At 64.5% G+C, this 23,390-nt stretch carries 20 protein-coding genes and 2 tRNA genes; 9 read left to right on the top strand and 13 right to left on the bottom strand.

Translation table 11 applies throughout. The features are described 5' to 3' along the window. Nucleotides 1-6: 6 nt before the first annotated feature. The gene (locus V3C40_RS07600; RefSeq protein ID WP_331777065.1) at nucleotides 7-834 is read right to left on the bottom strand and encodes an IclR family transcriptional regulator domain-containing protein; all 828 of its coding nucleotides are present in this window, start codon (nucleotides 832-834) and stop codon (nucleotides 7-9) included. Between the two features lie 165 nt (nucleotides 835-999). Between V3C40_RS07600 and V3C40_RS07595 the strand changes: the two genes are divergently transcribed. From V3C40_RS07595 to V3C40_RS07565, 7 genes are all read left to right on the top strand, one after another. Next, nucleotides 1,000-1,698 (top strand): 3-oxoacid CoA-transferase subunit A, encoded by a 699-nt coding sequence (locus V3C40_RS07595; protein ID WP_219327888.1) that lies wholly within the window; start codon nucleotides 1,000-1,002, stop codon nucleotides 1,696-1,698. A gap of 10 nt (nucleotides 1,699-1,708) precedes the next feature. After that, nucleotides 1,709-2,350: a 3-oxoacid CoA-transferase subunit B gene (locus V3C40_RS07590; protein ID WP_331777064.1), complete on the top strand. Its 642-nt coding sequence runs from the start codon at nucleotides 1,709-1,711 to the stop codon at nucleotides 2,348-2,350. 41 nt (nucleotides 2,351-2,391) lie between these two features. Then, nucleotides 2,392-3,594 (top strand): 3-oxoadipyl-CoA thiolase, encoded by a 1,203-nt coding sequence (gene pcaF / locus V3C40_RS07585; RefSeq protein WP_331777063.1) that lies wholly within the window; start codon nucleotides 2,392-2,394, stop codon nucleotides 3,592-3,594. A gap of 153 nt (nucleotides 3,595-3,747) precedes the next feature. Beyond that, entirely contained in the window at nucleotides 3,748-5,043 is a 1,296-nt protein-coding gene (locus tag V3C40_RS07580; RefSeq protein WP_070301475.1) for an MFS family transporter, read from the top strand. 77 nt (nucleotides 5,044-5,120) lie between these two features. Beyond that, nucleotides 5,121-5,816, top strand: a complete 696-nt coding sequence (locus V3C40_RS07575) for a fumarylacetoacetate hydrolase family protein (protein WP_331777062.1) — start codon at nucleotides 5,121-5,123, stop codon at nucleotides 5,814-5,816. Nucleotides 5,817-5,834: 18 nt separating this feature from the next. After that, a complete protein-coding gene (locus tag V3C40_RS07570) occupies nucleotides 5,835-6,158 on the top strand; it encodes a thioredoxin family protein (RefSeq protein WP_331777061.1) in 324 nt (107 codons plus the stop codon). Nucleotides 6,159-6,713: 555 nt separating this feature from the next. Beyond that, nucleotides 6,714-8,000 carry an MFS transporter gene (locus tag V3C40_RS07565; RefSeq protein WP_070301241.1) on the top strand — a complete coding sequence of 429 codons (1,287 nt, stop codon included), beginning with the start codon at nucleotides 6,714-6,716 and terminating at the stop codon, nucleotides 7,998-8,000. 60 nt (nucleotides 8,001-8,060) lie between these two features. On the opposite strand, the gene V3C40_RS07560 is transcribed toward V3C40_RS07565, so the two are convergent. The 9 genes from V3C40_RS07560 to V3C40_RS07520 all read right to left on the bottom strand — a co-directional run bounded on the left by V3C40_RS07560 (nucleotide 8,061) and on the right by V3C40_RS07520 (nucleotide 18,541). Continuing rightward, complete coding sequence (locus V3C40_RS07560; protein ID WP_331777060.1) at nucleotides 8,061-9,629, bottom strand: histidine-type phosphatase; 1,569 nt, start codon at nucleotides 9,627-9,629, stop codon at nucleotides 8,061-8,063. A gap of 119 nt (nucleotides 9,630-9,748) precedes the next feature. Then, nucleotides 9,749-12,229: a TonB-dependent siderophore receptor gene (locus tag V3C40_RS07555; protein ID WP_331777059.1), complete on the bottom strand. Its 2,481-nt coding sequence runs from the start codon at nucleotides 12,227-12,229 to the stop codon at nucleotides 9,749-9,751. Nucleotides 12,230-12,308: 79 nt separating this feature from the next. Continuing rightward, nucleotides 12,309-13,295 carry a FecR family protein gene (locus tag V3C40_RS07550; protein ID WP_331777058.1) on the bottom strand — a complete coding sequence of 329 codons (987 nt, stop codon included), beginning with the start codon at nucleotides 13,293-13,295 and terminating at the stop codon, nucleotides 12,309-12,311. Then, nucleotides 13,292-13,819 carry a sigma-70 family RNA polymerase sigma factor gene (locus tag V3C40_RS07545; protein ID WP_319990750.1) on the bottom strand — a complete coding sequence of 176 codons (528 nt, stop codon included), beginning with the start codon at nucleotides 13,817-13,819 and terminating at the stop codon, nucleotides 13,292-13,294. The genes V3C40_RS07550 and V3C40_RS07545 overlap by 4 nt, the downstream gene beginning before the upstream one ends. A 182-nt stretch (nucleotides 13,820-14,001) precedes the next feature. Then, nucleotides 14,002-14,078: transfer RNA gene (locus tag V3C40_RS07540), tRNA-Met, on the bottom strand. 59 nt (nucleotides 14,079-14,137) lie between these two features. After that, nucleotides 14,138-14,214: transfer RNA gene (locus V3C40_RS07535), tRNA-Met, on the bottom strand. A 365-nt stretch (nucleotides 14,215-14,579) separates the two neighbouring features. Further along, on the bottom strand, nucleotides 14,580-15,527 hold the full coding sequence (gene miaA, locus V3C40_RS07530; protein WP_331777057.1) for a tRNA (adenosine(37)-N6)-dimethylallyltransferase MiaA: 948 nt from the start codon (nucleotides 15,525-15,527) through the stop codon (nucleotides 14,580-14,582). Between the two features lie 98 nt (nucleotides 15,528-15,625). Beyond that, on the bottom strand, nucleotides 15,626-17,533 hold the full coding sequence (mutL, locus tag V3C40_RS07525) for a DNA mismatch repair endonuclease MutL (protein ID WP_331777056.1): 1,908 nt from the start codon (nucleotides 17,531-17,533) through the stop codon (nucleotides 15,626-15,628). Nucleotides 17,534-17,602: 69 nt separating this feature from the next. Then, a complete protein-coding gene (locus V3C40_RS07520; protein ID WP_331777055.1) occupies nucleotides 17,603-18,541 on the bottom strand; it encodes a peptidylprolyl isomerase in 939 nt (312 codons plus the stop codon). A 248-nt stretch (nucleotides 18,542-18,789) separates the two neighbouring features. Here V3C40_RS07520 and V3C40_RS07515 point away from each other — a divergent pair, with 248 nt between their 5' ends. Both V3C40_RS07515 and V3C40_RS07510 read left to right on the top strand, forming a co-directional pair. Then, nucleotides 18,790-19,440, top strand: coding sequence for a VTT domain-containing protein (locus tag V3C40_RS07515; protein ID WP_046686184.1), 651 nt, complete (start codon nucleotides 18,790-18,792; stop codon nucleotides 19,438-19,440). 157 nt (nucleotides 19,441-19,597) lie between these two features. After that, complete coding sequence (locus tag V3C40_RS07510; RefSeq protein ID WP_034746833.1) at nucleotides 19,598-20,629, top strand: carbonic anhydrase; 1,032 nt, start codon at nucleotides 19,598-19,600, stop codon at nucleotides 20,627-20,629. Here V3C40_RS07510 and V3C40_RS07505 read toward each other — a convergent pair. The 3 genes from V3C40_RS07505 to tsaE are packed head-to-tail and all read right to left on the bottom strand — an operon-like array spanning nucleotide 20,626 to nucleotide 23,326. Further along, nucleotides 20,626-21,462 carry a D-hexose-6-phosphate mutarotase gene (locus V3C40_RS07505; protein WP_331777054.1) on the bottom strand — a complete coding sequence of 279 codons (837 nt, stop codon included), beginning with the start codon at nucleotides 21,460-21,462 and terminating at the stop codon, nucleotides 20,626-20,628. The two genes, V3C40_RS07510 and V3C40_RS07505, sit on opposite strands and share 4 nt — an antisense overlap. 14 nt (nucleotides 21,463-21,476) lie before the next feature. Continuing rightward, complete coding sequence (locus V3C40_RS07500) at nucleotides 21,477-22,874, bottom strand: N-acetylmuramoyl-L-alanine amidase (RefSeq protein WP_331777053.1); 1,398 nt, start codon at nucleotides 22,872-22,874, stop codon at nucleotides 21,477-21,479. Next, the gene (gene tsaE, locus V3C40_RS07495; RefSeq protein WP_034780043.1) at nucleotides 22,838-23,326 is read right to left on the bottom strand and encodes a tRNA (adenosine(37)-N6)-threonylcarbamoyltransferase complex ATPase subunit type 1 TsaE; all 489 of its coding nucleotides are present in this window, start codon (nucleotides 23,324-23,326) and stop codon (nucleotides 22,838-22,840) included. Before tsaE ends, V3C40_RS07500 begins: the two co-directional genes overlap by 37 nt. Between the last annotated feature and the right edge of the window lie 64 nt (nucleotides 23,327-23,390).

Genomic DNA, 23,390 nt, shown 5'->3' with positions numbered 1-23,390 from the left:
ATAAGCCTACTGCTGCACCCGCACCAGGGCGCTGACCCGGCTTGCCGTATCGAGCAGTTTCGGCAAGCTGTGTTCCAGCAGGTGCGCCACGGACGGCCCCGCCGTCTGGCCGCTGACGTTGATCGCCGCCACCACCTTGCCGGCCCGGTCGAACACGGGCGCGGCCAGGGCGATCAAGCCCTGTTCCAGCTCTTCCTGCACCAGGCACCAGCCCTGGCGCCGCACTTGCGCAATCTCTTCCATCAAGACGTCGATATCGACCTTGGTCGCCGGCGTGATTTTCAGCAGCGCCATCTTCGACAGCCGTTCGCGCAGCACGTCCGGCGCCAGACCCGATAGCAACACTCTGCCCATCGAGGTGCAGTAGGCGGGCAGGCGGCTGCCGATGCCCAGGTTGATCGACATGGTGCGGTGCGCGGACAGGCGCACGACATACACGATGTCGTCGCCGTCGAGCACTGTGGCCGAGCACGACTGGCGCAAGGTCTGCATCAATTCTTCCAGCAGCGGCTGCGCCTGCGTCCACACGGGCAAGGATGACAGATAGGCGTAACCGAGGTCGAGCACCTTCGGCGTCAAACGGAACAGCCGCCCATCCGCTTCCACGTAACCGAGATGCAGCAAGGTGTGCAGGATGCGCCGCGCGCCGGCGCGCGTCAGCTGCGCCCGTTCCGCCACTTCGCTCAGGGTCTGCTGCGGCGCGTCCGCGCCAAAGCTGCGCAGCACGGCCAGACCTCGCGCGAACGATTGCACATAGCTGTCGCCGGGACGCGGCGCGCCGTCGGCATCGACGGTTTCTTCGGCGGGAACGGAGGTGCTGCTGCGTGCGGTCATGGCAATTCCAATTGGTCAAGGTGGCAATTATAGCCATGGCGCTGGCGAAAACGGCAAATTGACAAGTGCCCCGATCAGGCATATTCTCACGAATAAGTTCTAAATACGAATATTTGTTCGTTATGCGAACAAATGGCAGACGGATTTGATGTGAAGGAGACCGCAATGATCGACAAACTGCGTTCCAGCGTGCTTGATGCGCTGGCCGATATCCACGATGGCGCCACCGTCATGATTGGCGGCTTTGGCGGCGCGGGCCAGCCGGCCGAGCTGATCGACGGCTTGATCGCCCAGGGCGCGCGCGACCTCGTCATCGTCAACAACAACGCGGGCAATGGCGACACGGGCCTGGCCGCCCTGCTGAAAAACGGGCAAGTGCGCAAGATCATCTGCTCGTTCCCGCGCCAGGCCGATTCGCACGTGTTCGACGCCCTGTACCGCGCGGGCAAGCTGGAACTGGAACTGGTGCCACAGGGCAACCTGGCCGAGCGCATCCGCGCCGCCGGCGCCGGCATCGGCGGCTTTTTCACGCCGACCGGCTATGGCACGGACTTGGCCAAGGGCAAGGAAACGCGCGAGATCGATGGCCGCATGTATGTGTTCGAGTCGCCGATCCACGCCGATTTCGCGCTGATCAAGGCGGAGCAGGGCGACCGCTGGGGCAACCTGACTTACCGCAAGACGGCGCGCAACTTCGGTCCGATCATGGCCATGGCCGCGAAAGTCAGCATTGCTTCCGTGCACGAGGTGCTTGACTTGGGCAGCATCGACCCCGAGCACGTCGTCACGCCGGGCCTGTTCGTGCAGCGCATCGTGCAAGTGCCGCGCACGGCCACCGGCCCCGCCGGCTTCAAAGCAGCCTGAGGAGTATCAAGTGAACAAATGGAATCGAGATCAGATGGCGGCCCGCGTGGCGGCCGACATCCATGAAGGCAGTGCCGTCAACCTCGGTATCGGCTTGCCGACCCTGGTGGCGAACCACTTGCCGGCTGGCGCGGACATCATCCTGCACAGCGAAAACGGCGTGATCGGCATGGGCCCCGCACCGGCGCCCGGCGAGGAAGACTACGACCTGATCAACGCGGGCAAGCAGCCCGTCACCCTGCTGCCCGGTGGCAGCTATTTTCACCATGCCGACAGTTTCGCCATGATGCGCGGCGGCCACCTGGACATCTGCGTGCTGGGTGCGTTTCAAGTGTCCGCTACGGGCGACCTGGCCAACTGGCACACGGGCGCGCCGGACGCCATTCCCGCCGTGGGCGGGGCCATGGACCTGGCCATCGGCGCGAAAAAAACCTGGGTCATGATGGAATTGCTGACCAAGACCGGTGAAAGCAAGCTGGTGCAGGCCTGCACCTATCCGCTCACCGGTATCGGCTGCGTCAGCCGCATCTACAGCGACCTGGCCGTGCTCGATTTGTCGCCCACCGGGGCCGTGGTGGTCGAACTGGTCGATGGCTTGAGTTTTGAACAGCTGCAAGCGTTGACGGCCGTGCCGCTGACGGACGGACGTTAATTCACCATCAATACGCAAACGACTTTCTTGGAGGAAAGAACATGACTCACGCTTATATCTGCGACGCCCAGCGTACGCCGTTTGGCCGCTATGGCGGCGGACTTGCCGGCGTGCGCGCCGACGACCTGGGCGCCGTGCCCATCCGTGCCTTGATGGCGCGCAATCCCGACGTGGACTGGACTGCCGTTACCGACGTGCTGTACGGCTGCGCCAACCAGGCGGGCGAGGACAACCGCAACGTGGCGCGCATGGCCGCCCTGCTGGCCGGCTTGCCCGACAGTGTGCCGGGCGCCACCCTGAACCGCCTGTGCGGCTCGGGCCTGGACGCCATCGGCAGCGCCGCGCGCTTCATCAAGAGCGGCGAAACGGGATTGATGATCGCCGGCGGCGTGGAAAGCATGAGCCGCGCGCCATTCGTCATGGGCAAGGCCGACAGCGCTTTTTCGCGCGGCATGAAAATGGAAGACACGACCATCGGCTGGCGCTTCATCAATCCGTTGATGAAGGCGCAGTACGGTGTCGATTCGATGCCGGAAACGGCGGAAAACGTGGCGTCCGACTTCGGCATCAGCCGCGCGGACCAGGATGCGTTCGCGCTGGCCAGCCAGGTCAAGGCGCTGGCGGCGCAGCAGGCGGGCGTGTTCGACAGTGAAATCTGTCCCGTCAGCATCGCGCAAAAGAAGGGCGATCCCATCGTTGTCGCCCGTGACGAGCACCCGCGCGCCACCACGCTGGACACCCTGGCCAAATTGAAGCCTGTCGTGCGGGCGGACGGCACGATTACCGCCGGTAACGCATCGGGCGTCAACGATGGCGCGGCGGCGCTGCTGCTGGCCGACGAGGCGAACGCGGCCCGTTTTGGCCTGACGCCGCGGGCCCGTGTCGTGGCCATGGCGACGGCCGGCGTGGCGCCGCGCATCATGGGCATCGGCCCCGCGCCCGCCACCCTGAAAGTGCTGGCCATGACGGGTTTGACCCTGGCCGACTTCGACGTCATCGAACTGAACGAAGCGTTTGCCGCCCAGGGCCTGGCCGTGCTGCGCCAGCTGGGTTTACCCGACGACGATGCGCGCGTGAATCCGAACGGCGGCGCCATCGCCCTCGGCCACCCGCTGGGCGCCTCGGGCGCGCGCCTGGCCATGACGGCCGTCAACCAGCTGCACCGCACGGGCGGCCGCTATGCGCTCTGCACCATGTGCATCGGCGTGGGGCAGGGCATTGCGCTGGTGCTGGAACGGGTCTGATTCCGCAGGCCCGCAGACGAAAAATAGTTGCGGGCGATACGTATTAACCCGTATGCCGGGCGGCTTTTTGACACTGATCAAGGGCGTATGATGCAAAACCAGCCCGGGAAACCGGGCCGGCGTTGGCTTTTTCACACGAACAAGAAGACTGATATGACATCCCACGATACTCCGCATGACGTTGCGCAGCTGACTTCCCAGCAGCGCATCAAGGCCATCATTGGCGCTTCCTCCGGTAACCTGGTCGAATGGTTCGACTTCTATATTTACTCGTTCTGCGCGCTGTACTTCTCGCACGCCTTTTTCCCGTCCGGTAACCCGACGACGCAGCTGCTGCAGACGGCAGGCATCTTCGCCGCCGGCTTCCTCATGCGTCCCGTGGGGGGCTGGCTGTTCGGCCGCATCGCCGACAAATACGGCCGCCGCCAGTCGATGATGATTTCCGTGCTGATGATGTGCGGCGGTTCCCTGATGATCGCCGTGCTGCCGACCTATGAAACCATCGGCGCCTTCGCCCCGTTCCTGCTGCTCGTGGCGCGTCTGTTCCAGGGCCTGTCCGTGGGCGGCGAATACGGTACCAGCGCCACTTACATGAGCGAAGTGTCGGAATCGGGCAAGCGCGGCTTCTTCGCCTCGTTCCAGTACGTGACCCTGATCGGCGGCCAGCTGCTGGCCTTGCTGGTGCTGGTGGTCTTGCAGCAACTGCTGACCCTGGAAGAGCTGCGTGCCTGGGGCTGGCGCATTCCGTTCGTCTTCGGCGCCCTGGCGGCCCTCGTGTCGCTGAACCTGCGTAAATCCCTGACGGAAACGACTACCGCCAGCGAGCGCAAGGACAAGGATGCGGGCAGCTTGCGCGGCTTGCTCAAGCACAAGCGCGCCTTTATCACGGTGTTGGGCTTTACGGCCGGCGGCTCGCTCGTGTTCTACACGTTTACCACCTACATGCAGAAATACCTGGTCAACACGGCCGGCATGGACACCAAGACGGCCAGCGCCGTCATGACCTGCGCTCTGCTCGTCTACATGATTCTGCAACCGGTGTTCGGCGCCTTGTCCGACCGCATCGGCCGCCGTACCTCGATGCTGTTCTTCGGCGGCCTGGCCACCCTGTGCGTGCTGCCCATCATGCATGCCTTGAAAGACATCACCAGCCCGTACGCGGCGTTTGGCCTGATCGTCATCGCCTTGGCCATCATCAGCTTCTACACGTCGATCAGCGGCTTGATCAAGGCGGAAATGTTCCCCGTCGAAGTGCGCGCGCTGGGCGTGGGCCTGTCGTATGCGGTCGCCAACGCCATGTTCGGCGGTTCGGCCGAGTACGTGGCGCTGCAGTTCAAGGCCTGGCACGTGGAAGAGTATTTCTATTGGTACGTGACCGTCATGTGCCTGATTTCCTTCATCGTCGCCATCCGCATGCCGGACCCGAGCCGCTCGGGACTGCTGAAGTAACGTTGTCGTAAAATGGGGGGACACTGCGGTGTCCCTTTTTCATCACCGCTTTTTTATCGTGCCGATCAGGAGTTTTCATGTCGTATGTCATTCCCGCACCGATCCAGCCCAGCGTTCCCGTCACGGGCAGCGCCGACAGCTTTCCCGTCCACCACATCTATTGCGTGGGCCGCAACTACGTCGACCACGCCAAGGAAATGGGCCACACGGGCCGCGAGGCGCCGTTTTTCTTCATGAAACCAAACGATGCCGTGCTGCCCGTGCCTGCCGGCACGACGGGCGAACTGCCGTATCCGGCGCAGACGCAGGATTTCCAGCACGAGATGGAACTGGTGGTGGCCATCGGCAAGGGCGGCAGCGACATCGGCGTGGCCGATGCGCTGAGCCACGTGTGGGGCTATGCGATCGGCCTGGATATGACGCGCCGCGACGTGCAGGGCGCGGCGAAAAAACTGGGCCGTCCATGGGACACGGGCAAGGCTTTCGAGCACTCGGCGCCCATCGGCCCCATCACCCCGGCCGCGCAGGCGGGCGACGTCAACCATGCCGCCATCACCCTGCACGTGAACGGCGAGCTGCGCCAGGCAAGCACCATCGACATGCTGATCTGGAACGTGGCTGAAACCATCGCCGACCTGTCGACCTATTTCACTTTGCAGCCGGGCGACCTGATCTACACGGGTACGCCGGCCGGCGTGGCGGCCGTGCAGCGCGGCGACGAGCTGGTGGGCGCCATCGATGGCCTGGGCACCTTGCGCGTGAAAGTGGTCTAAGTTCTCAAGGAGACTGACATGATGAACGACACGTATTCCGTAACACAACCGACGCGCGCCGAGATCGACGCCTTGACCGGGCCGGCCTTGCTGGAATTCGGCACGGGCTGGTGCGGTCACTGCCGCGCCACCCAGGCGCCGCTGGCCGCCGCGTTTGCGCAGCATCCCGGCGTGCCGCACCTGCGCGTCGAAGACGGCCCCGGCCGCGCCCTGGGGCGTTCGTTCAAGGTGAAGCTGTGGCCAACCCTGGTTTTTTTGAAGGATGGCCAGGAAGTGGCGCGCCTCGTGCGCCCGCTCGACAGCCGCGAGATTGAGCAGGCTTTTGCATTGATTGATGCGTAGGTCGGCTTAGCGCAGCGTAAGCCGACACCACCGCACATGCTCCATCACAACTTCTTGCCGCACCGCACCACTGCGCGTATCATAAGCCGCTTACAGCAAGATCAACCGCATCCTGAGTGATGCAGCGCGATGATCGCCGGCCCGCTCCACCCGGAGGGGCCGCAGGCAAGGACTCACCACAAATGACCGATGCCGCGATGCCGACGCGCGGGTCTGGTACGGAATGCCTGGCGATACGCCGGGCCTGATACACGTCGCCCACCCCCTGACGCCTTTCCTGCCGTGCCCCGGGTAACCGGATGGCGCACGACCGTTGTTTCTCTAAATCAGCACTGATCGCGGCGCGATAGCGCGCGTTGGTACACCGTTGTCTGCCGTTAACAACGGCGTGTTGCGGCGTGGAATTTGTTTGCGAATTTAATAGCAAATTCGCAGCAATTACGCCTGAGCACAGCTATGATATGTGAACCGCGCGCCTAGACAACGTGCTGTGCTGCTGCCTGAAAAAACATCCAGAGAATGGCCTTTAGACACCCTCCCCAAGGAGCGCAGTAAATGAGCACCCCCCCCAAGAAAAATTCCCCCGGCACGGTGCTGTTCGCCAGCCTGATCGGCACCACCATCGAGTTCTTCGACTTTTATATCTACGCCACCGCCGCCGTGCTGGTGTTCCCGAAACTGTTCTTCCCCGCCGGCGATCCGTCGGCCGCCGTGCTGCAGTCGCTGGCCACGTTCGCCATCGCCTTCTTCGCCCGCCCCATCGGTTCGGCCGTGTTCGGCCACTTCGGCGACCGCATTGGCCGCAAGGCCACCCTGGTCGCAGCCTTGCTGACCATGGGTATCTCCACCGTCATCATCGGCTTGCTGCCGACGTATGCCGCCATCGGCACCCTGGCGCCGCTGCTGCTGGCGCTGTGCCGTTTCGGCCAGGGCCTGGGCCTGGGCGGCGAGTGGGGCGGCGCGGTGCTGCTGGCCACGGAAAACGCGCCACCGGGCAAACGCGCCTGGTACGGCATGTTCCCGCAGCTGGGCGCGCCGATCGGCTTCTTCCTGTCGGGTGGTATCTTCCTGCTGCTCAGCGAAACCATGACCGATGAGCAGTTCTTCAGCTACGGCTGGCGCATCCCGTTCCTGGCCAGCGCACTGCTGGTCATCGTCGGCCTGTACGTGCGTCTGAAGATCACGGAAACGCCGGACTTCCAGAAAGTCATCGACAAGAACGAAGTCGTCAAGCTGCCTGTCGCCACCGTGTTCCGCCAGCATGGCCGCATGCTGTTCCTGGGCACCATCATCGCCCTGGCCACCTTTGTGCTGTTCTATCTGATGACGGTGTTCGCGCTGAGCTGGGGCACGACCAAGCTGGGCTTCACGCGCAAGGAATTCCTCATCGTGCAGCTGTTTGCCGTGCTGTTCTTCGCGCTGACGATTCCATTCTCGGCCGTGCTGGCCGACCGCCGTGGCCGCCGTGCCACCCTGATCTGGGTCTCTGTCGCCATCGCCATCTTCGGCCTGGTGCTCGCGCCGATGTTCGGTTCGGGCGTGACGTGGGAAGTGACCGTCTTCATGGCCGTCGGCCTGGGCCTGATGGGCATGACCTACGGACCGCTGGGTACGATGTTGTCCGAGCTGTTCCCGCCGGAAGTGCGCTATACGGGCGCTTCGCTGACGTTCAACCTGGCCGGCATCCTCGGTGCCTCGCTGGCGCCGTACATCGCCACCTGGCTGGCCACCAACTACGGCTTGCAATACGTGGGCTACTACCTGTCGCTGGCGGCCGTGCTGACCCTGGGCGCGCTGCTGATGGTGGGCAAGCCGCGCGAGGGCAAGGAAGCCTGGCAGTAACTGCTTGCTACACGATGCTCGAAAGCCGCCAGTTGCATAAGCTGGCGGCTTTTTTTGTGCCTACGGCGTTGCCACGTGGCCGTAGCAGGCTTTCAGTCCCGCATAGTCGTAGAAGACGCTGCCGGGCGCGATGCGCGCGCCGTCGCAAGCGGCCTGGAAATCGGTTTCCTTTTCGTTGTACAGCAGGCGCACGATCAGCTGTCCTGTACCGTTGCGGTACACATCCCACTGCATATTGGCTGCCAGCGGCGAGATGCTCTGGCCGCGCCATCGAGGGCCGTCATGGCTGTCGCCGGCCGATGCCGGCAGCGGTGCCAGCGCCTCTTTCAAGCCCATGGCCGAAGCGAGCGGGATGATCATTTCGGCGTGCGTGAAGCGCAGCTTGGCCGCGTGGCGCACATCTCCGTTGGCCAGCGCATCGACTTCCTTGAAAAAATCGTCGCGCAAAGCCAGCGCGAAGCGCCAGGTCACGCCTGCGCTGGCCGTGCTGCCCGGTCCTTTCTGGTAAAAATCCTCGTGGTCGGCGATATCGGCGTAGTAGCGCGCATCCTCGGCGGGCATGTAGCGGCTGAAATCGGCCGGCACTTCATGGCGCATGCCGGCGGCGATCGCATACAGTTCATATAGTTTTGTCGCGGCCGCATTCAGGCTGCGGATGGCGGTCTTGCCGCTGCCCGTCATGGTGCGCGTGAGCTGGCCGTCCGCGCTGGTGAAGGTGTAGCTGCCCGTGTCCGCATAGCTGGCGGCGCCGCGCTCGAGCTGGTCGAGGAAGACGGGTGCAAACAGGCGTTCGAGCACGTGGCGCGCATGCGCAGCCGCCGCAGGCAGCCTGGCGGGAGCATCCATCAGCGCGTGCAGCTGCTTGGTTCTTTCGTAGTACTGGTAGGCCTGGCTGGCGGCGTAGGTGGCGTAATACGGGTTGGCGCGATCGGCGACAAGATCCGTCTGCGGCGCCAGCTTGTGCGCGTACAGCAGGAAACGGTTGACGCCATCCGCTTGCGGTACCGCCTTGCGTCCCTGCGGATACGGCGCCGGCGCGGGCGGCAGGTAGAGCAAGGGCGCCAGCGCGGGCGCGTGCTCGAGCAGCGACTGCGTGAAAAAGCGGGCGCTGTCGCGCGCGCGGTCCACGCCGGAATCGATGGTGACGAGCTGGCGCGGCGCCGTCGCCGCGTCCTGGCCCACTTGCGCAAACAGGGCGGGCAGGCGCGCCAGCATGCGCACGGCCAGCTGCCGATGTTCCTCGATGCCCGTCTGCGACAGATTGCCGTAGCCGGGTTTCTCGATGCCGGCCACGCCATAACCAAGCAGCGCGTTGGCCTTCATCAGGGCCAGGATGTCGGGACCCAGTTCGCGCCCCAACGGCGTGAGCGCATCCTGCGCGGCGGCCTGCTGCCACATCGCATACATGGCCGCGTTGCTCTTCATGCCGGTCAAGCCGCGCGAGCCGTGGCGCGCCACCAGTTGCGTGTAGATGGGCTGGAAGCCGGCCGGCGGCGCGGCATAGGTGGCCGGGTCCTGCTGCGGCGCATATGGCGTCTTGGTCTGGTAATGGCCTTCGATGGCCAGGACGGGACTGGCGTACAGGGCAAGGGCCAGCGCAGTGCTGGACAGGGGTAGCAGTAAGGGCATGGTTTTTTCGTGGTGAATATTTCTCGTACGCCAGCCTAGCACTGAACGAAAAAAAGCGGAAAAAAAGGCGGGCACGGCTGAATGCCGGCCCGCCTGTGCTGTCAGCGCAGCGCGTCAGCCTACCACTTCGGCGTGTACTTCAGGGTCAGCTGCACGTTGCGCGGGTCGCCGAAGTGGTTATTGCCGCCCGTGTCGTTATACGACGGGATCACGTAGCGCTTGTCGAACAGGTTGTTGACGTTGACGGCCAGCGACAGCTGCGGCGTGGCTTGCCAGGCCAGGCGCGCGTTCCACAGCGAGAAGCCGGCCACGTCGAACGAGCGGCCGAAGTCCAGCGTGTGGCTTTGCATGTTCACGCCGGCGCCGACGCTGAACTTGCTCCACTCGCCGGGCAGGGTATAGCCGGACCACAGGCGCAGCATGTGCTTCGGCGTCCACGTCGAGAAGACCTCGCCCTTATTGTCCGGGTCGTCGAGGTAGGTCGTCGTCGTGTAGGCATAGCCGGCCGACAGTTGCAGTCCGCGCGCCACTTCGCCGGACACTTCCGCTTCCAGGCCCTGGCTGCGCACCTTGCCCGAGGCGCGCGAGCAGTACCAGCCGTCGCAGGCGAAACCGGCGGCGTAGTCGTTGACGGCGCGGTCCTTGTGCTCGTAGCGGAAGACGGCCAGCGAGGTGTTGACTTTGCCGTCCAGCAGCTCGCCCTTGACACCGGCTTCATAGCTGTCGCCCGTGACCGGTTTCAGGACCTGGCCCGCCGCGTTGCGGTTCGTCTGCGGCTGGAACACGCCCGCATAGCTGGCGTAGGTGGACCATTGCGGCGTCAGCGCATACATCAGGGCCGCCGATGGCGTGAACTTGGCCGTGACCCTGGTGCTGTCCGCCGTGCCGCCCTTGGGTGCATACTCGAAGTCATACCAGCTGAAACGCCCGCCCAGCAGGGCTTTCAGGTTGCTGGTCAGCTGGCCGTTCCAGGTGCCGTACAGGCCTTTCTGGCGCATGTCGTAGGTGCTGCTGGAGCTCACGCCGCGCGCGGCGATGGTGTCGAAGTCCTGCCATGGACGGTGGTGGTTGATATTGAAGATCTGCGCGCCTTGCGTCCAGGCGCGCGCATAGCGGTCGTCGGAGTGGAACTTCACATAGCTGGCGCCCATGACGACTTCCTGCGCGATGCCCAGGCCATCGAATTTGCCGCGCACGAAGGCGTCGATGCCGCGCTTCTGGTTCTTGAAATCGGTGGAGAAGTCGCCGTACATGGAACCGCTGCCATCGGCCTTGATGGTGCCGGCCATGCGCTGGTGGGTCGAATTGGTGCGTTCATTGACGCCCAGCGCGGCCGTCTTGAAGGTCCACCGGCTGTTGAAGTGGTGCTCGAGGTCCAGGTTGACGGTGGTTTGTTCCACCTTGCTGCGGTTCCAGTCGGCGCCCGTATAGGTCGAGCGGGGCAATCCCAGTTCGCTGCCGTCGGCGTAGCGCGCCAGGCCGATGAACATCGGGCGGCCGCGCCCATTGACGTTGCTCACGGCCAGGCCCACGGTGGTGGCGGGACCGAGGTCGTAGTCGAGCGCCGCATACACGGTGCGGTTCTTGCTCCAGACCTGGTCGATGAAGGAGTGGCTGTCGTCTTCATCGATGATGGCGCGCCCACGCAAAGTGCCTTGCGCATTCAGCGGCGTGCTGACGTCGAGCTGGGCGCCGTAGTGGTCCCACGAACCGGCGCGGCCCGTGAGTGCGACCTGGCGCGTCGCCAGCGGGCGCTTGCGCACCAGGTTGACGGAGCCGCCCGGGCTGCCCGTGCCTTCGAGCAGGCTCGATGCGCCGCGCAGCACTTCCAGGCGATCGTAGATGACCATGTTTTCCTGGCCCCAGTTACCCAGCGCATAGGTGTTGCGGTCGATCGGCACGCCATCGTACTGCCACTGGTCGATCTGGAAGCCGCGCGAGGTGATCACCACGCCCGCGCCCACGCCATGCACGCCGACCACGCCGGTGACGTTGTTGACGGCTTCGCGCAAGTCCGTGATGCCCTGGTCGTCCAGGCGCTGGCGCGTCAGCACGCTGACCGATTGCGGCATGTCCTTCATCGACTGCTCGCCCTTGCCGAGGGTGATCTTGCGCGCCGTGTAGGAGCCGCTGCCTTCCGTGGTGGCGCCTTGCTCGGCCTGGCCGACGATGGTAATCGAGGGCATGGTGCGCTCGGCCGCCGAGGCGGCGCTTGCCGCTGCCGTGGGGGCGGATGCCGGCGCGGCCACCAGCACATAGCCGGTCGCCGTCTTGCCGATGGCATAGCCGCTGCCGCGCAGCAGCACGGCAAAGCCGTCGTCGATGGCGTAGCTGCCCTGCAGGCCGGCCGTCTGCAGTCCCTGCACCTTGGACGCGTCGATGACGATGGACACGCCCGCCTGCTGCGCATAGCGGTTCAGGGCGCCGGCCAGCGGGCCGGCGGGAATGGCGTAGCTGGCGGTGGCAAGGCTGGCCTGTGCCTGGGCGGCTGCCTGGACGTGCATGCCGGCGCCAGCGAGCAGCAGGGCGGCCAGGGCCAGGGGATGGAGCCGCGTGCGCAGCGCGCGCGGCGAGGAAACGGTAAGGATACGAGCGGACATGGTGACAGCCTTTTTTGATTGATCTCAGCTGCCTTGACGCACGAGATGCGCAAAGTGGAATCGCGAATGCAAAAAATATTTACTTTTTGGCGGGGGCGTCCACCATCACCAGGTAGCGCGTCAGCATGCGGATGCGCAGCTGGGGGAAATTGTCGATCAGCAGCTGCAGCGCCTTGTCCGTGTCGTCCAGCGGCAGCACGGCCGCCACGCGGATGCCGGCGATCTGTGCGCGGTCGTAATGCAGCTGGCCGGGGCGGTGGCGGGCCAGCTCGTCGAGCACGTCGGCCAGCGGCAAGTCGTCGACCACCAGCTGGTGCGCGCGCCACGCTTGCTGCACGCTGGCCGCATCGATGGCCGTGATGGGGCCCACGCCATCGTCGGTGATGCGCGTGCGCTGGCCTGCCTGCACCAAGACGGCCCGATGCTGCGGCACCTGCGCCAGCACCTTGGATTCCAGCATGCTGAGGATGGTGGCACCGTCTTCCCTGCGCACGGCAAAACGCGTGCCCAGCGCGCGGATCGCCGCCTGCTTGCTGTCGACGATGAAGGGGCGCTGCGCATCCTTGGCCACGTCGACGAGAATGTCGCCCTGCACCAGTTCTACATGCCGTTCACCCGCATTGAAGCGCACGTTGACGGCGCTGTCGCCGGCCAGGGTCAGGCGGCTGCCATCGGCCAGGGTGTGCGTCTGCCATTGCCCCGTGGGGCTGCGCAGGTCGGCCAGCAGATAGGCGGGGCGCTCGCCGAGGACCAGCGCGCCGGTCAGCACCAGCACGGCCACGGCGCTGGCCGCGGCCAGCTGGCGCAGACGCTGGCGCTTGGGCGCGATGGCGGCCAGGGCGGCGCGCGCGGGGCGATGGTCGCCGCCGGCCGGCTCGCGCACGGCATGCAATTGGCGCAGCAGGTTTTCCATGCCGGCGGCCACTGTCGCGTGCAGTGGATCGGCCGCCTTCCACGCGGCGAAGCCGGCCCGCGCCATGTCGCGCTCGGCCGTGTCGTCGGCGCTCAGCTGCACGATCCAGCGGGCGGCCTGCTCGGCGGCGATATCGGTGCGCGTGCCGCTCATGCCGCCATGGCCGGGCAGGCGTGGCGGCAGGCCAGCAAGGCTTGCACCAAGTATTTTTGCACCATGCGCGTGGAGACGTTCAGCTGCGCGGCGACGGCGGCCTGCGGCTGTTCTTCCAGGTAGTGCAGCAAAAAGGCCTCGCGCGCCTTGGCGGATATTCCGTCCAGCGCTGTGGCGATCTGCCCGAGCGCCTGTACGGCCATCAGGATCTCGTCCGGCGAGGGCGCACCGGGCAGGCTGTCGGCCAGCAGGGCCAGTTCCGCCAGGTAGCTGCGTTCGAGTACTTGCCGGCGCGCGCGGTCGAGCAGCAAGCGCTTGGCCGTCGTCGACAGATAGGCGCGCGGCTCGCGCATGCCGAACAGGGCGTCGCGCGAGGCGATGATGCGTAAAAAAGTGTCTTGCGCCACGTCGGCCGCGCCATGCGGGCAGCTGAGTTTCTTGCGCAGCCAGCCCACCAGCCAGCCGTGATGCTCGCTGTAGAGCGTGTGCACTTGCTGTTGCAGGCTGGGCTGGATGGCGGACATGGGGGATGAATAATATAAATGAGAATTATTCTCATTGTAAGCGGCAGAGGCGACTTGTCACAATCCCCGATTGCATGTGGATGGGGCTGGTGTTGCGCGCAGGCCGCATGCGTGGTGCTGCCGGAAATGAAAAAACCCGCCGCTGCACGGGGCAGGGGCGGGTTCTTCATATTGCAAATTCTTGGTGGTGATAGGTGGACTTGAACCACCGACCCCAGCATTATGAATGCTGTGCTCTAACCAACTGAGCTATATCACCAAACAGACCGGTCAGACCGGATGCTCGTTTTGACCAGGGGAAACCTGATCGATGTTCTTTGGTGGTGATAGGTGGACTTGAACCACCGACCCCAGCATTATGAATGCTGTGCTCTAACCAACTGAGCTATATCACCCAACAGCCGAGCATTATCCAGTCTTCCCATTTCCTTGTCAATGCCGGCGCAAAAAAATGTGCGGTTTTTTCACGCGCCGGCGCAGGCATGATTATTTCAATAACGGCTGGATCTGTGCCAGCATGGCCGAGGCCGGATCAGGGCCCAGGCAGTCGATAACGATGCGTTCCGACATTGAGCGTAGCCTAAGTCGAGCCTAGCGCTTGGCCAGTTGTTGTGTGGCGATGCTTATTTCAGCAAAGGGACAATTTGTGCCAGCATGGCCGCGGCCGGATCAGGGCCCAGGCAGTCGATGACGATGCGTTCGGGCATGGAGCGCAACCTAAGTCGAGCCTAGCGCTTGGCCAGTGGGTGTGTGGCGATGCTTATTTCAGCAAAGGGACGATCTGCGCCAGCATGGACGCGGCCGGTTCAGGGCCCAGGCAGTCGATGACGATGCGTTCCGGCATAGCCCGCAGCCAGGTCAGCTGTCGTTTGGCAAGCTGGCGCGTGGCGATGATGCTCGTCTCGCGCAAGGCGGCGCGGTCGATTCGGCCATCGAGGTAGTCCCATGCCTGGCGGTAGCCCACGCAGCGCATCGACGGCAGGCCCGGGTGCAGGTCGCCGCGCCGGCGCAACCCATCCACTTCATCGAGCAGGGCGTCGTTTTTCAGCATCAGGTCGAAACGCGCGGCAATGCGCGCGTGCAGCACGGCGCGGTCCGACGGTTCCAGCGCGAACGATTGCAATTGAAACGGCAGCACGGTCTTTTCGCGGCGGTCCAGCAGGGCTGACATGGGCTGGCCGGACAGGGCGATGATTTCCAGCGCGCGGCCGATGCGCTGCGCGTCCTGCGGCGCCAGGCGCGCGGCCGTGACGGGATCTTGCTGCGCCAGGCGCGCATGCATGGCGGGCCAGCCGATGGCGGCCGCATCTTCTTCCAGCTGGGCGCGCAGCACGGGATCGGCGCCGGGCAGATCGTCGAGGCCATCGGCCAGGCCCTTGAAGTACAACATGGTGCCGCCGACGAGCAGCGGCAGCTTGCCGCGTGCGGAAATTTCGCTTACCAGGCGCAGGGTGTCGTTGCGGAACTGCGCCACGGAATAGGCGTCGAGCGGGTCGATGATGTCGATCAGATGATGCGGTACGGCGGCCAGTTCTTCCTTCGACGGCTTGGCCGTGCCGATGTCCATGCCGCGGTAGACGAGGGCGGAATCGACGGAGATGATCTCGGACGGAATCGCTTGCGCGATGGCCAGCGCACTGGCCGTCTTGCCGCTGGCCGTGGGGCCCATGATGGCGACGGCCAAGGGGAGGGAGGAGATGTTTTGCATGTTGACTCGTGTAAGGTGATGCGTAGGTCGGATTAGCGCAAGCGTAATCCGACGTGATGCCGCCGCTGCAGTGTCGGATTACGCTGCGCTAATCCGACCTACTGGCCGCGCAGGAATAATTTATCGAGCGCGTTGATCTCGACCTGCACCCACGTCGGCCGGCCATGGTTGCACTGGTCGGCGCGTTCCGTGCTCTCCATCTGGCGCAGCAGGGCGTTCATTTCCTGCACCGACAAGATCCGGTTCGCGCGCACGGCCGTGTGGCAGGCCAGGGTGCCCAGCAATTCGTTCTGGCGCTCGATCAGCACGCGCGAGCCGCCGTATTCGCGCACGTCGCGCAGCACGTCGCGCGCCAGGGTTTGCGCGTCCGCGTTCTTGAGCAGGGTCGGCACGCTGCGCACGGCCAGAGTGGTGGGCGACAGGGCGGCGATATCGAAGCCCAGCGCTTTCAACGTGTCCTGGTTTTCATTCGCCGTCGATACTTCGATGGCGTCCGCATAGAAGGTGACGGGGATCAGCAAGGATTGCACCTGCATGTCCTGGCCGGAGACCTGCGCCTGCAGCGCGTTTTTCAGCTGCTCGTACAGGATGCGCTCGTGCGCCGCATGCATGTCGACCAGCACCAGGCCCTTGGTGTTCTGTGCCAGGATGTAGATGCCATGCAGCTGGGCCAGGGCAAAGCCCAGCGGATACTCTTCGCGCGCCATCGCTTCGGGCGAGGCGATGTACGGCTCCACCTGCGTGATCGGCGAGGATGCAGCACCGCCGCCGAACAGGGAGCCATAGGCCGCCGTGTCCTGGGCCACGCCCGGCGCGTCGGCAAAGAAGGGAAGGTTCGCGCCGGGCGAGGCGGGCGCAAAGGTATTCGTGAATTGCGCGCCGAACGACGTTTGCGTCTGCTCGCGGCGCCAGATGCCGGGGCCACCCAAGCCCGCGCTGGCGGTATCGCCGCCCAGGCTGGAAGCAGCTGGCAAAGGCGCCGGCACGCTGCCAAACGCTGTGGCCGACGTCTGTGCCAGCGCGCGCTGCACGGCGTGGAAGACGAACTGGTGCACGGAACGGCTGTCGCGGAAGCGCACTTCGATCTTCGACGGGTGCACGTTGACGTCGACCAGGGCCGGGTCGAGGTCGAGCGCCAGCACGTACGATGGAAAACGGTCGCCATGCAGCACGTCCTGGTAGGCCATGCGCACGGCGTGCACCAGCAGCTTGTCGCGCACGAAGCGCCCGTTGACATAAAAGAACTGGCCATCGGCGCGCGCCTTCGATGCCGTCGGCAAGCCGGCAAAACCGTGTATGCGCAGGCTGCCGGCCGATTCGTCCAGTGCCAAACGCGCTTCGGCGAAGTCGTTGCCGAGGATGTGGGCGCTGCGCTTGGCCAGTTCGCTGATATTCCACTGGTCGATGGTGCGGCCGTTGTGCGACAGCGAGAACGATACGTCCGGCCGCGCCAGCGCGATGCGGCGCACGACTTCGGCGCAGTGGCCGTATTCCGTCTGCTCGGATTTGAGGAATTTGCGCCGCGCTGGCGTGTTGAAGTACAGATCTTGCACGTCGACCGTGGTGCCGTGCGCGCCCGACGATGGCGAGACGCTGCCATTGTGCGAGCCGACGATTTCCCACGCATGGGCTGCATCCATCGTGCGCGACGTCACGGTGACGGCGGCCACCGAGGCGATCGAGGCCAGCGCCTCGCCGCGAAAGCCCAGGGTGCCCACGTTTTCCAGGTCGTGCAGCGAGGCGATCTTCGACGTGGCGTGGCGCGCCAGGGCCAGCGGCAGCTGATCCTTGTCGATGCCGCGGCCGTTGTCGGTAATCGCGATGCGTTTCACGCCCCCTTCTTCCAGCCGCACCGTGATCTGCGTGGCGCCCGAGTCGAGCGCGTTTTCCAGCAGTTCCTTGACGACAGCCGATGGCCGCTCGACCACCTCGCCGGCGGCGATTTGCGAAATCAACTGGTCAGGCAAGGCCTGGATCGGGCGGTGGGGCGTAATGGGAGCGTTCATGCGGTAATTATACCGGGGTCAGACCCGTCGGGTCTGACCCCAGCCCTTGCTCTTGGGCTAAAAGTTGGCCTACTTCCCCACCTCGCGCACCGGTATCGGCGCATTGCACACGTCGACGTGGCCGGCCGTGACCTTGCTCCACGGGCCGCCGCGGTGGCGCTGGGCTTCCAGCACGGCCTGGTAGGCGGCGCTGTCGGTGCGCATCACTTCCAGCTTGCTGCGCTGCTCGGGCGGCACGCTGGCGGCCAGGCGGATGGCCTTGATCGGCACGTTTTTCTCGGGGCTGTCATAAAAGCCCATGGGCCCCGTGCCGCGCGGCAGGGTGGACAGCAATGGCATGCCGGAGACGACCCTGCCGACGACGGTGATGTCGCGGTCCAGGTGGCGCGGCGACTGGCCGATGACGGCGTACAGCTCCGTGCCGCCGCCGCTGTCGCTGGCGCTGTCGCGGCCCACGCCGACGGTGGCATAGCAATGCGTGAGCCAGGCTGTGCCGGTTTTCGGATCGCGCGCCGATGGGAAACCGTTTGAATGGCCCACTTGCGGCGCATAGCCATCGGCGTCCGGCAGGCGCGTGAAGCTCTTGATATTTTTCAGCGGTACCGTGAATTCGCCGGGCAGGGTGCGCTGCGCATGCTGTATCGGCTTGGGATTCTTCTCGTTCGGATCGCCCCACTGCGCCACCCAGTTGTCCTGAGCGCGCGTGATGGCCAGGCCGTCGTAATACTGTTCCGCCACCAGGGCCTTGATGTTGGCCACGTGTTTCGGCGCGAAGTCGGGCGCCAATTCGATCACCACGCGGCCGGCGGGAATGTCCAGGTACAGGGTGTTGTCCGGGTCCAGCGGACGCCAGTCGGACGGCTTCGAGGCCTTGATCACGTCGGCCAAGGTCGCCTTGGCGGGCAGTTCGGCGGACGCCTTGATCTGGACGGGCGCCGCGTGGGCGGCCAGCTGTGCAAGGCCCAGTACGGTGGCCATGGTCAGGCCGCTCAGTGGGTGTCGATACATGTTTTCTCCTGGTCGGCGCGGGTTGCGCCGTGCAGAAAGTGTATACCGGAATGGCAATATTTCGTCGTAAAAACATTGCATACCGTAATCCTGAGAGTTGCCTGCCGATATGGTGTTTCCTTAACCTTTACTTAAATTGCCACACGCGCAAGGGCGCCGCATAATTAATCCAGAAATATCGGCCCGGGGACTGCCGTTGCGCGGGCCGGGTGGTGTATGATTCCGCCGCTACCTTTAGGGAAAAATATATGGATTTTGTGCAATTCCTCGACATGATCGTGCATGTCGACAAGACGTTGGGTATCTTGATCGAGCAGTACGGCACCCTCGTGTATGCGGTGCTGTTCGCCATTATTTTTTGCGAGACAGGCCTCGTGGTGCTGTTTTTCTTCCCTGGAGATACCTTGCTGTTTATCGCCGGCGCGTTTTGCGCGACGGGACAGATGCACCTGGGCTTGCTGATCTTCCTGCTCGTCACGGCGGCCGTCACGGGCAACACGCTCAATTACTGGATAGGCGAGGCCATCGGGCAAAGGGTGTTTACCCACGATTACCGCTGGATCAACAAGGACGCCATGCGCCGCACGCATGAATTTTTTGAAAAGCACGGCGGCAAGACCATCATCCTGGCCCGTTTCGTGCCGGTGGTGCGCACCTTCGCCCCGTTCGTGGCCGGCATTTCCGACATGACGCATGCGCGCTTCCAGATGTACAACATCACGGGCGCCTTGTTGTGGGTGGTTGGTCTGGTGACGGCGGGTTACTTCTTCGGCAATATCCCGTGGATTCGCGACCACCTGACCTTGATCGTGCTGATCGGTGTCGGCGCCGCTGTCGTGCCGGTGGTACTGGGCGGCATGTGGAAACTCTACAAGCGCATGGTCGGCAAGTCGGCGTAATTGCTGCAAAGATCCAGGGCAAGCATGCTGCGGCGCCGTCCGCAGCTGGCCCTGGATCCCGCTTTCTCTTCGGTACTTCTGTTTTGCTCCTGCCCTGATTCAAGTTTTGTTGCTTTCCAGCCGTAAACCAGAGGGTATTCTTACTTTCTGGATTTCCATGCGACATTTGAGCGCCCTGTTAGCTTGCAGCCTTGCCGTGATGACGGCCATGGCAAGCGCCAAAGATGCCCCCGCCCCGGCGAGCGCCACCGCATCCGCGCCCATGTCGGCGTCGGCGCGCGCGGCCGCCATGAAAACCCTGACCGAATCGGTGAAGGGCAAGGAGGCCAAGGCGCCTGTCGTCGTCGCGCCCACGGCGCGCGAAAAGGAGGAAGCGGCCGAAGTCGACCTGTCCGAACGCATCGCCGCGCGCCTGGCGGAAATGCGCGCCACCCAAGCTGCCCGCGCCGCCGCCCGCGCCAAGCGCGCCGCCGTGGTGAAGGCCGCGCCGCCGCCACCGCCACCCGTGCCGCGCGGCACGCACTGGTCGTACGAGGGCGACAGCGGTCCGGCCAACTGGAGCAAGATCAATGTCGACTGGGGCAAGTGCGGCAATGGCAGCCGCCAGTCGCCGATCGATATCCGCGACGGCATGAAGGTGGAGCTCGAGCAGATCAGCTTTGACTACCGCCCGTCGTCGTTCAACGTGGTCGACAATGGCCACACGGTGCAGGTGGGCGTGAGCGGCGGCAATTACATCACGGTGCAGAACCGCATGTTCGAGCTGCAGCAATTCCATTTCCACCGCCCGTCCGAAGAGCGTATCAATGGCAAGGCGTTCGAGATGGTGGTGCACCTGGTGCACCGAGACGCGGAAGGCCGGCAAGCCGTGCTGGCGCTGCTGCTCGAACGCGGTGCGCCGCAAGCGACCATCCAGACCGTGTGGAACAACCTGCCGCTGGAAAAATTCGAGACCATGCAGCCGACCATCCTGCTCGACCCGGCCGAAATGCTGCCGGCGCGGCGCGACTACTACACGTATATGGGATCGATGACGGAGCCGCCTTGCAGCGAAGGCGTGCTGTGGATGGTGATGAAGCAACCGGTGCAGGCATCGCCGGCGCAGATGGCGCTGTTCAGCCGCCTGTATCCCTTGAATGCGCGCCCGGTTCAGCCGACCAATGGCCGCATCATCAAGGAATCGAATTAAACGAATGCGAGGCGCTGGCGCCCGATCCATTCGGCGCCGGCGGCAAGCAGGTCGGGCTGGATCAGGGCCGGTTCGATGCAGATGAAGCGCGGCTGCTCGTCGTCGGCCAAGTCGGGCAGGGCGGCCGCGTCTTGCGCGCCCGGGTTCCACACGACGGCGTCCGTAAAGCCCTGCTGCTCCAGGCGCAGGGTGTGGCGGCCAGACTGCAGGCTCAAGGCGCCCGGCAGCTGGTAGTAGATGCGGTCCAGCTTGTCTGAAAATTGCAGCACTTCTTCCGCCTGCAGGGCATCTTGCGGCGTCTCGTCCGAATAGCGCACGCGCTGCAAGCCTTTGATGCGCGCTTCGCTCAAATCATCAATCGAAAAATACGTATGCAGGGCGGCCGAAAACGGAAACGCCTGCTCGCCCGTGTTGTGCACGGACAGGTCCAGTTCCAGCGCCTGCGCCTTGACGGCCATGCGCAGGCGCAGGGTGAAAGCCCAGGGCCAACTGGCGGCGATCGCTTCGGGCAAGTCGGCCTGGGTCAGGACAAACTGCGCCCATGCGGCGCCATCGGTGTCGCCGCTCGATTCCAGCTGCCACGTCGCCACGCGCGCAAAGCCGTGGCGCATGCCCGTGCCGCGCGCGCCGAACTGCGGGAAGATCACGGGTACGCCGCCGCGGATGGCGCGGCTGCCGTCGAGGGCGGAATCGCGGCTGCAGAACAGGCGCTCCTGGCCATCGCTGGTCTGCCACGAGACCAGGTGGCCGCCGTACAGGGTGACGGTCGCCTGCGCACCATCGGCCGCGCGGATGGTCACGGCCGGCAGCTCGCCAAAGATACTCTCGCTCATGCTAGGCTTTCATGTCAGGTCAGGCGGCTTTTCGCCAGCGGCGGATTCTTCGCAAAATAATTCTTGATGCCCGTGACGATGGCGTCGGCCATCTGGTCCTGGTAGCCGTTGTCGGTCAGCTTGGCTTCTTCTTCCGGATTCGAAATAAAAGCCGTCTCGATCAGGATGGAAGGGATGTCGGGCGCTTTCAGCACGGCGAAGCCGGCCTGCTCGACGGAGCCCTTGTGCAGGCGGTTGATGCCGCCGATTTCGCGCAGCACGGCCTTGCCCAGCTTCATGCTGTCATTGATCTGCGCCGTCGTCGACAGGTCGAGCAGCACGCTGGCCAGCTGTTTGTCGTGGTTCTTCACGTTCACGCCGCCGATCAGGTCGGCCTGGTTTTCCTTGTTGGCCAGCCACCGCGCGGCCGTCGAGGTGGCGCCTTTTTCGGACAGCACGAAGACGGACGAGCCGCGCGCCGTCGGCTGGATGAAGGCGTCGGCGTGGATCGAGACGAACAGGTCGGCCTGCACCTTGCGCGCTTTTTCCACGCGCATGCCCAGCGGGACGAAGAAGTCGGCGTCGCGCGTGAGCATGACGCGCATGTTAGGCTGCAGTTCCAGCTTGGTCTTGAGGCGCTTGGCGATGGCCAGCACCACGTCTTTTTCGCGGCTGCCCCGGCTGCCCATGGCGCCCGGGTCTTCGCCGCCGTGGCCGGGATCGAGCGCGATGGTAATCATGCGCACCACTTTCTGGCCAGGCTGGGGGCGCGCTTCGGGGCGCTGTTCCGGGCGTACGTCGGACACGGGCGGCACGACCGGCGTTGCCGGTGTGACGGCGGCCACGGGCGGCTTGCCGCTCTCGGGCAGAGGCAGCGCGGGCGGCGGTGTGTGCGTGTCGGCCATCGGTGGCTTGGCCGGGTCGCTCGACCAGTCGCCCTTTTCGATCATCTGCGCGATCAGGTCCGGTTCGCGCACGGGATACAGGTCGAAGATCAAGCGGTGGTTATAGGAGCCGGCCGGCGGCAGGGTAAACAGCTGCGGCGTGACTTCCTCTTTCAGGTCGAACACCAGGCGCACGACGTTGGGCCGGTTCTGGCCCACGCGCACCTGCTTGATGTACGGGTCGTTCGACTGGATCTTCGCCACCAGGCCTTTCAAGGTGGGGTTGAGTTCCAGCCCTTCGATGTCGACCACCAGCCGTTCCGGGTCCTTGACGATGAAGTGGGTCGCCTTAAGGATGCTGTCGTTTTCCAGGGTGACGCGCGTGTAGTCCTCGGCCGGCCAGACGCGCACGGCGAGAATTTGCGCCGCCATCGCCGACATGGGCGCGAACACGGACAACAGCAGGGTGCCGCCGGCCTTGAGTACCGTGCGCCGGGTGATGGGCGAGGAGATCAAAGGTTCGGGGCGAATTTGAGACGGTGAAGGCATGACAGACCCAATTCAGAAGACGCTTGCAATTCTACATCACGTCCTGTACCCGCAACGTTCAAATAAATATTCAGGTCGGCCGGCGGCAGCACCGGTTCGGCTTTCTCCGGCCATTCGACGATGCAGATATTGCGGCCGTCGAAGTCTTCGCGAAAGCCCGCGTCGAGGAATTCCTCGGCACTGCCCATGCGGTACAGATCGAAATGGATGACGTTGACGCTCTGGCCATCGAGCTGCACCGTGTACGGTTCGGACAGGGTGTAGGTAGGGCTTTTCACGTGGCCCGCATGGCCGGCCGCGTGCAGCAGGGCGCGCGTGAGGGCCGTCTTGCCGGCACCGAGGTCGCCGTGCAGGTAGATCGCCAGGCCCGGCGCCAGCGCGCGCGCCAGTGCGGCGCCCAGCGCGGCGGTGCCAGCTTCGTCGTGGAGGTGGGCTTTGAAGTGTTCGGTCATTATCTTCGGTATCGCATAAAATGGAGGCTGCTGTCATTGTAACCGCCCGCGCGCCTGCCGTTTT

Source organism: Janthinobacterium sp. LS2A (assembly GCF_036543145.1).
Lineage (GTDB): Bacteria > Pseudomonadota > Gammaproteobacteria > Burkholderiales > Burkholderiaceae_D > Janthinobacterium > Janthinobacterium aestuarii.
This window is presented reverse-complemented; position numbering and strand designations above follow the sequence as displayed.

Excerpts from the sequence above, each read along its gene's own strand:
- V3C40_RS07600 (WP_331777065.1), bottom strand. The coding sequence starts at position 834 with ATGACCGCACGCAGCAGCACCTCCGTTCCCGCCGAAGAAACCGTCGAT.
- V3C40_RS07595 (WP_219327888.1), top strand. The coding sequence starts at position 1,000 with ATGATCGACAAACTGCGTTCCAGCGTGCTTGATGCGCTGGCCGATATC.
- pcaF (WP_331777063.1), top strand. The coding sequence starts at position 2,392 with ATGACTCACGCTTATATCTGCGACGCCCAGCGTACGCCGTTTGGCCGC.
- V3C40_RS07580 (WP_070301475.1), top strand. The coding sequence starts at position 3,748 with ATGACATCCCACGATACTCCGCATGACGTTGCGCAGCTGACTTCCCAG.
- V3C40_RS07575 (WP_331777062.1), top strand. The coding sequence starts at position 5,121 with ATGTCGTATGTCATTCCCGCACCGATCCAGCCCAGCGTTCCCGTCACG.
- V3C40_RS07570 (WP_331777061.1), top strand. The coding sequence starts at position 5,835 with ATGATGAACGACACGTATTCCGTAACACAACCGACGCGCGCCGAGATC.
- V3C40_RS07565 (WP_070301241.1), top strand. The coding sequence starts at position 6,714 with ATGAGCACCCCCCCCAAGAAAAATTCCCCCGGCACGGTGCTGTTCGCC.
- V3C40_RS07560 (WP_331777060.1), bottom strand. The coding sequence starts at position 9,629 with ATGCCCTTACTGCTACCCCTGTCCAGCACTGCGCTGGCCCTTGCCCTG.
- V3C40_RS07555 (WP_331777059.1), bottom strand. The coding sequence starts at position 12,229 with ATGTCCGCTCGTATCCTTACCGTTTCCTCGCCGCGCGCGCTGCGCACG.
- V3C40_RS07550 (WP_331777058.1), bottom strand. The coding sequence starts at position 13,295 with ATGAGCGGCACGCGCACCGATATCGCCGCCGAGCAGGCCGCCCGCTGG.
- V3C40_RS07545 (WP_319990750.1), bottom strand. The coding sequence starts at position 13,819 with ATGTCCGCCATCCAGCCCAGCCTGCAACAGCAAGTGCACACGCTCTAC.
- miaA (WP_331777057.1), bottom strand. The coding sequence starts at position 15,527 with ATGCAAAACATCTCCTCCCTCCCCTTGGCCGTCGCCATCATGGGCCCC.
- mutL (WP_331777056.1), bottom strand. The coding sequence starts at position 17,533 with ATGAACGCTCCCATTACGCCCCACCGCCCGATCCAGGCCTTGCCTGAC.
- V3C40_RS07520 (WP_331777055.1), bottom strand. The coding sequence starts at position 18,541 with ATGTATCGACACCCACTGAGCGGCCTGACCATGGCCACCGTACTGGGC.
- V3C40_RS07515 (WP_046686184.1), top strand. The coding sequence starts at position 18,790 with ATGGATTTTGTGCAATTCCTCGACATGATCGTGCATGTCGACAAGACG.
- V3C40_RS07510 (WP_034746833.1), top strand. The coding sequence starts at position 19,598 with ATGCGACATTTGAGCGCCCTGTTAGCTTGCAGCCTTGCCGTGATGACG.
- V3C40_RS07505 (WP_331777054.1), bottom strand. The coding sequence starts at position 21,462 with ATGAGCGAGAGTATCTTTGGCGAGCTGCCGGCCGTGACCATCCGCGCG.
- V3C40_RS07500 (WP_331777053.1), bottom strand. The coding sequence starts at position 22,874 with ATGCCTTCACCGTCTCAAATTCGCCCCGAACCTTTGATCTCCTCGCCC.
- tsaE (WP_034780043.1), bottom strand. The coding sequence starts at position 23,326 with ATGACCGAACACTTCAAAGCCCACCTCCACGACGAAGCTGGCACCGCC.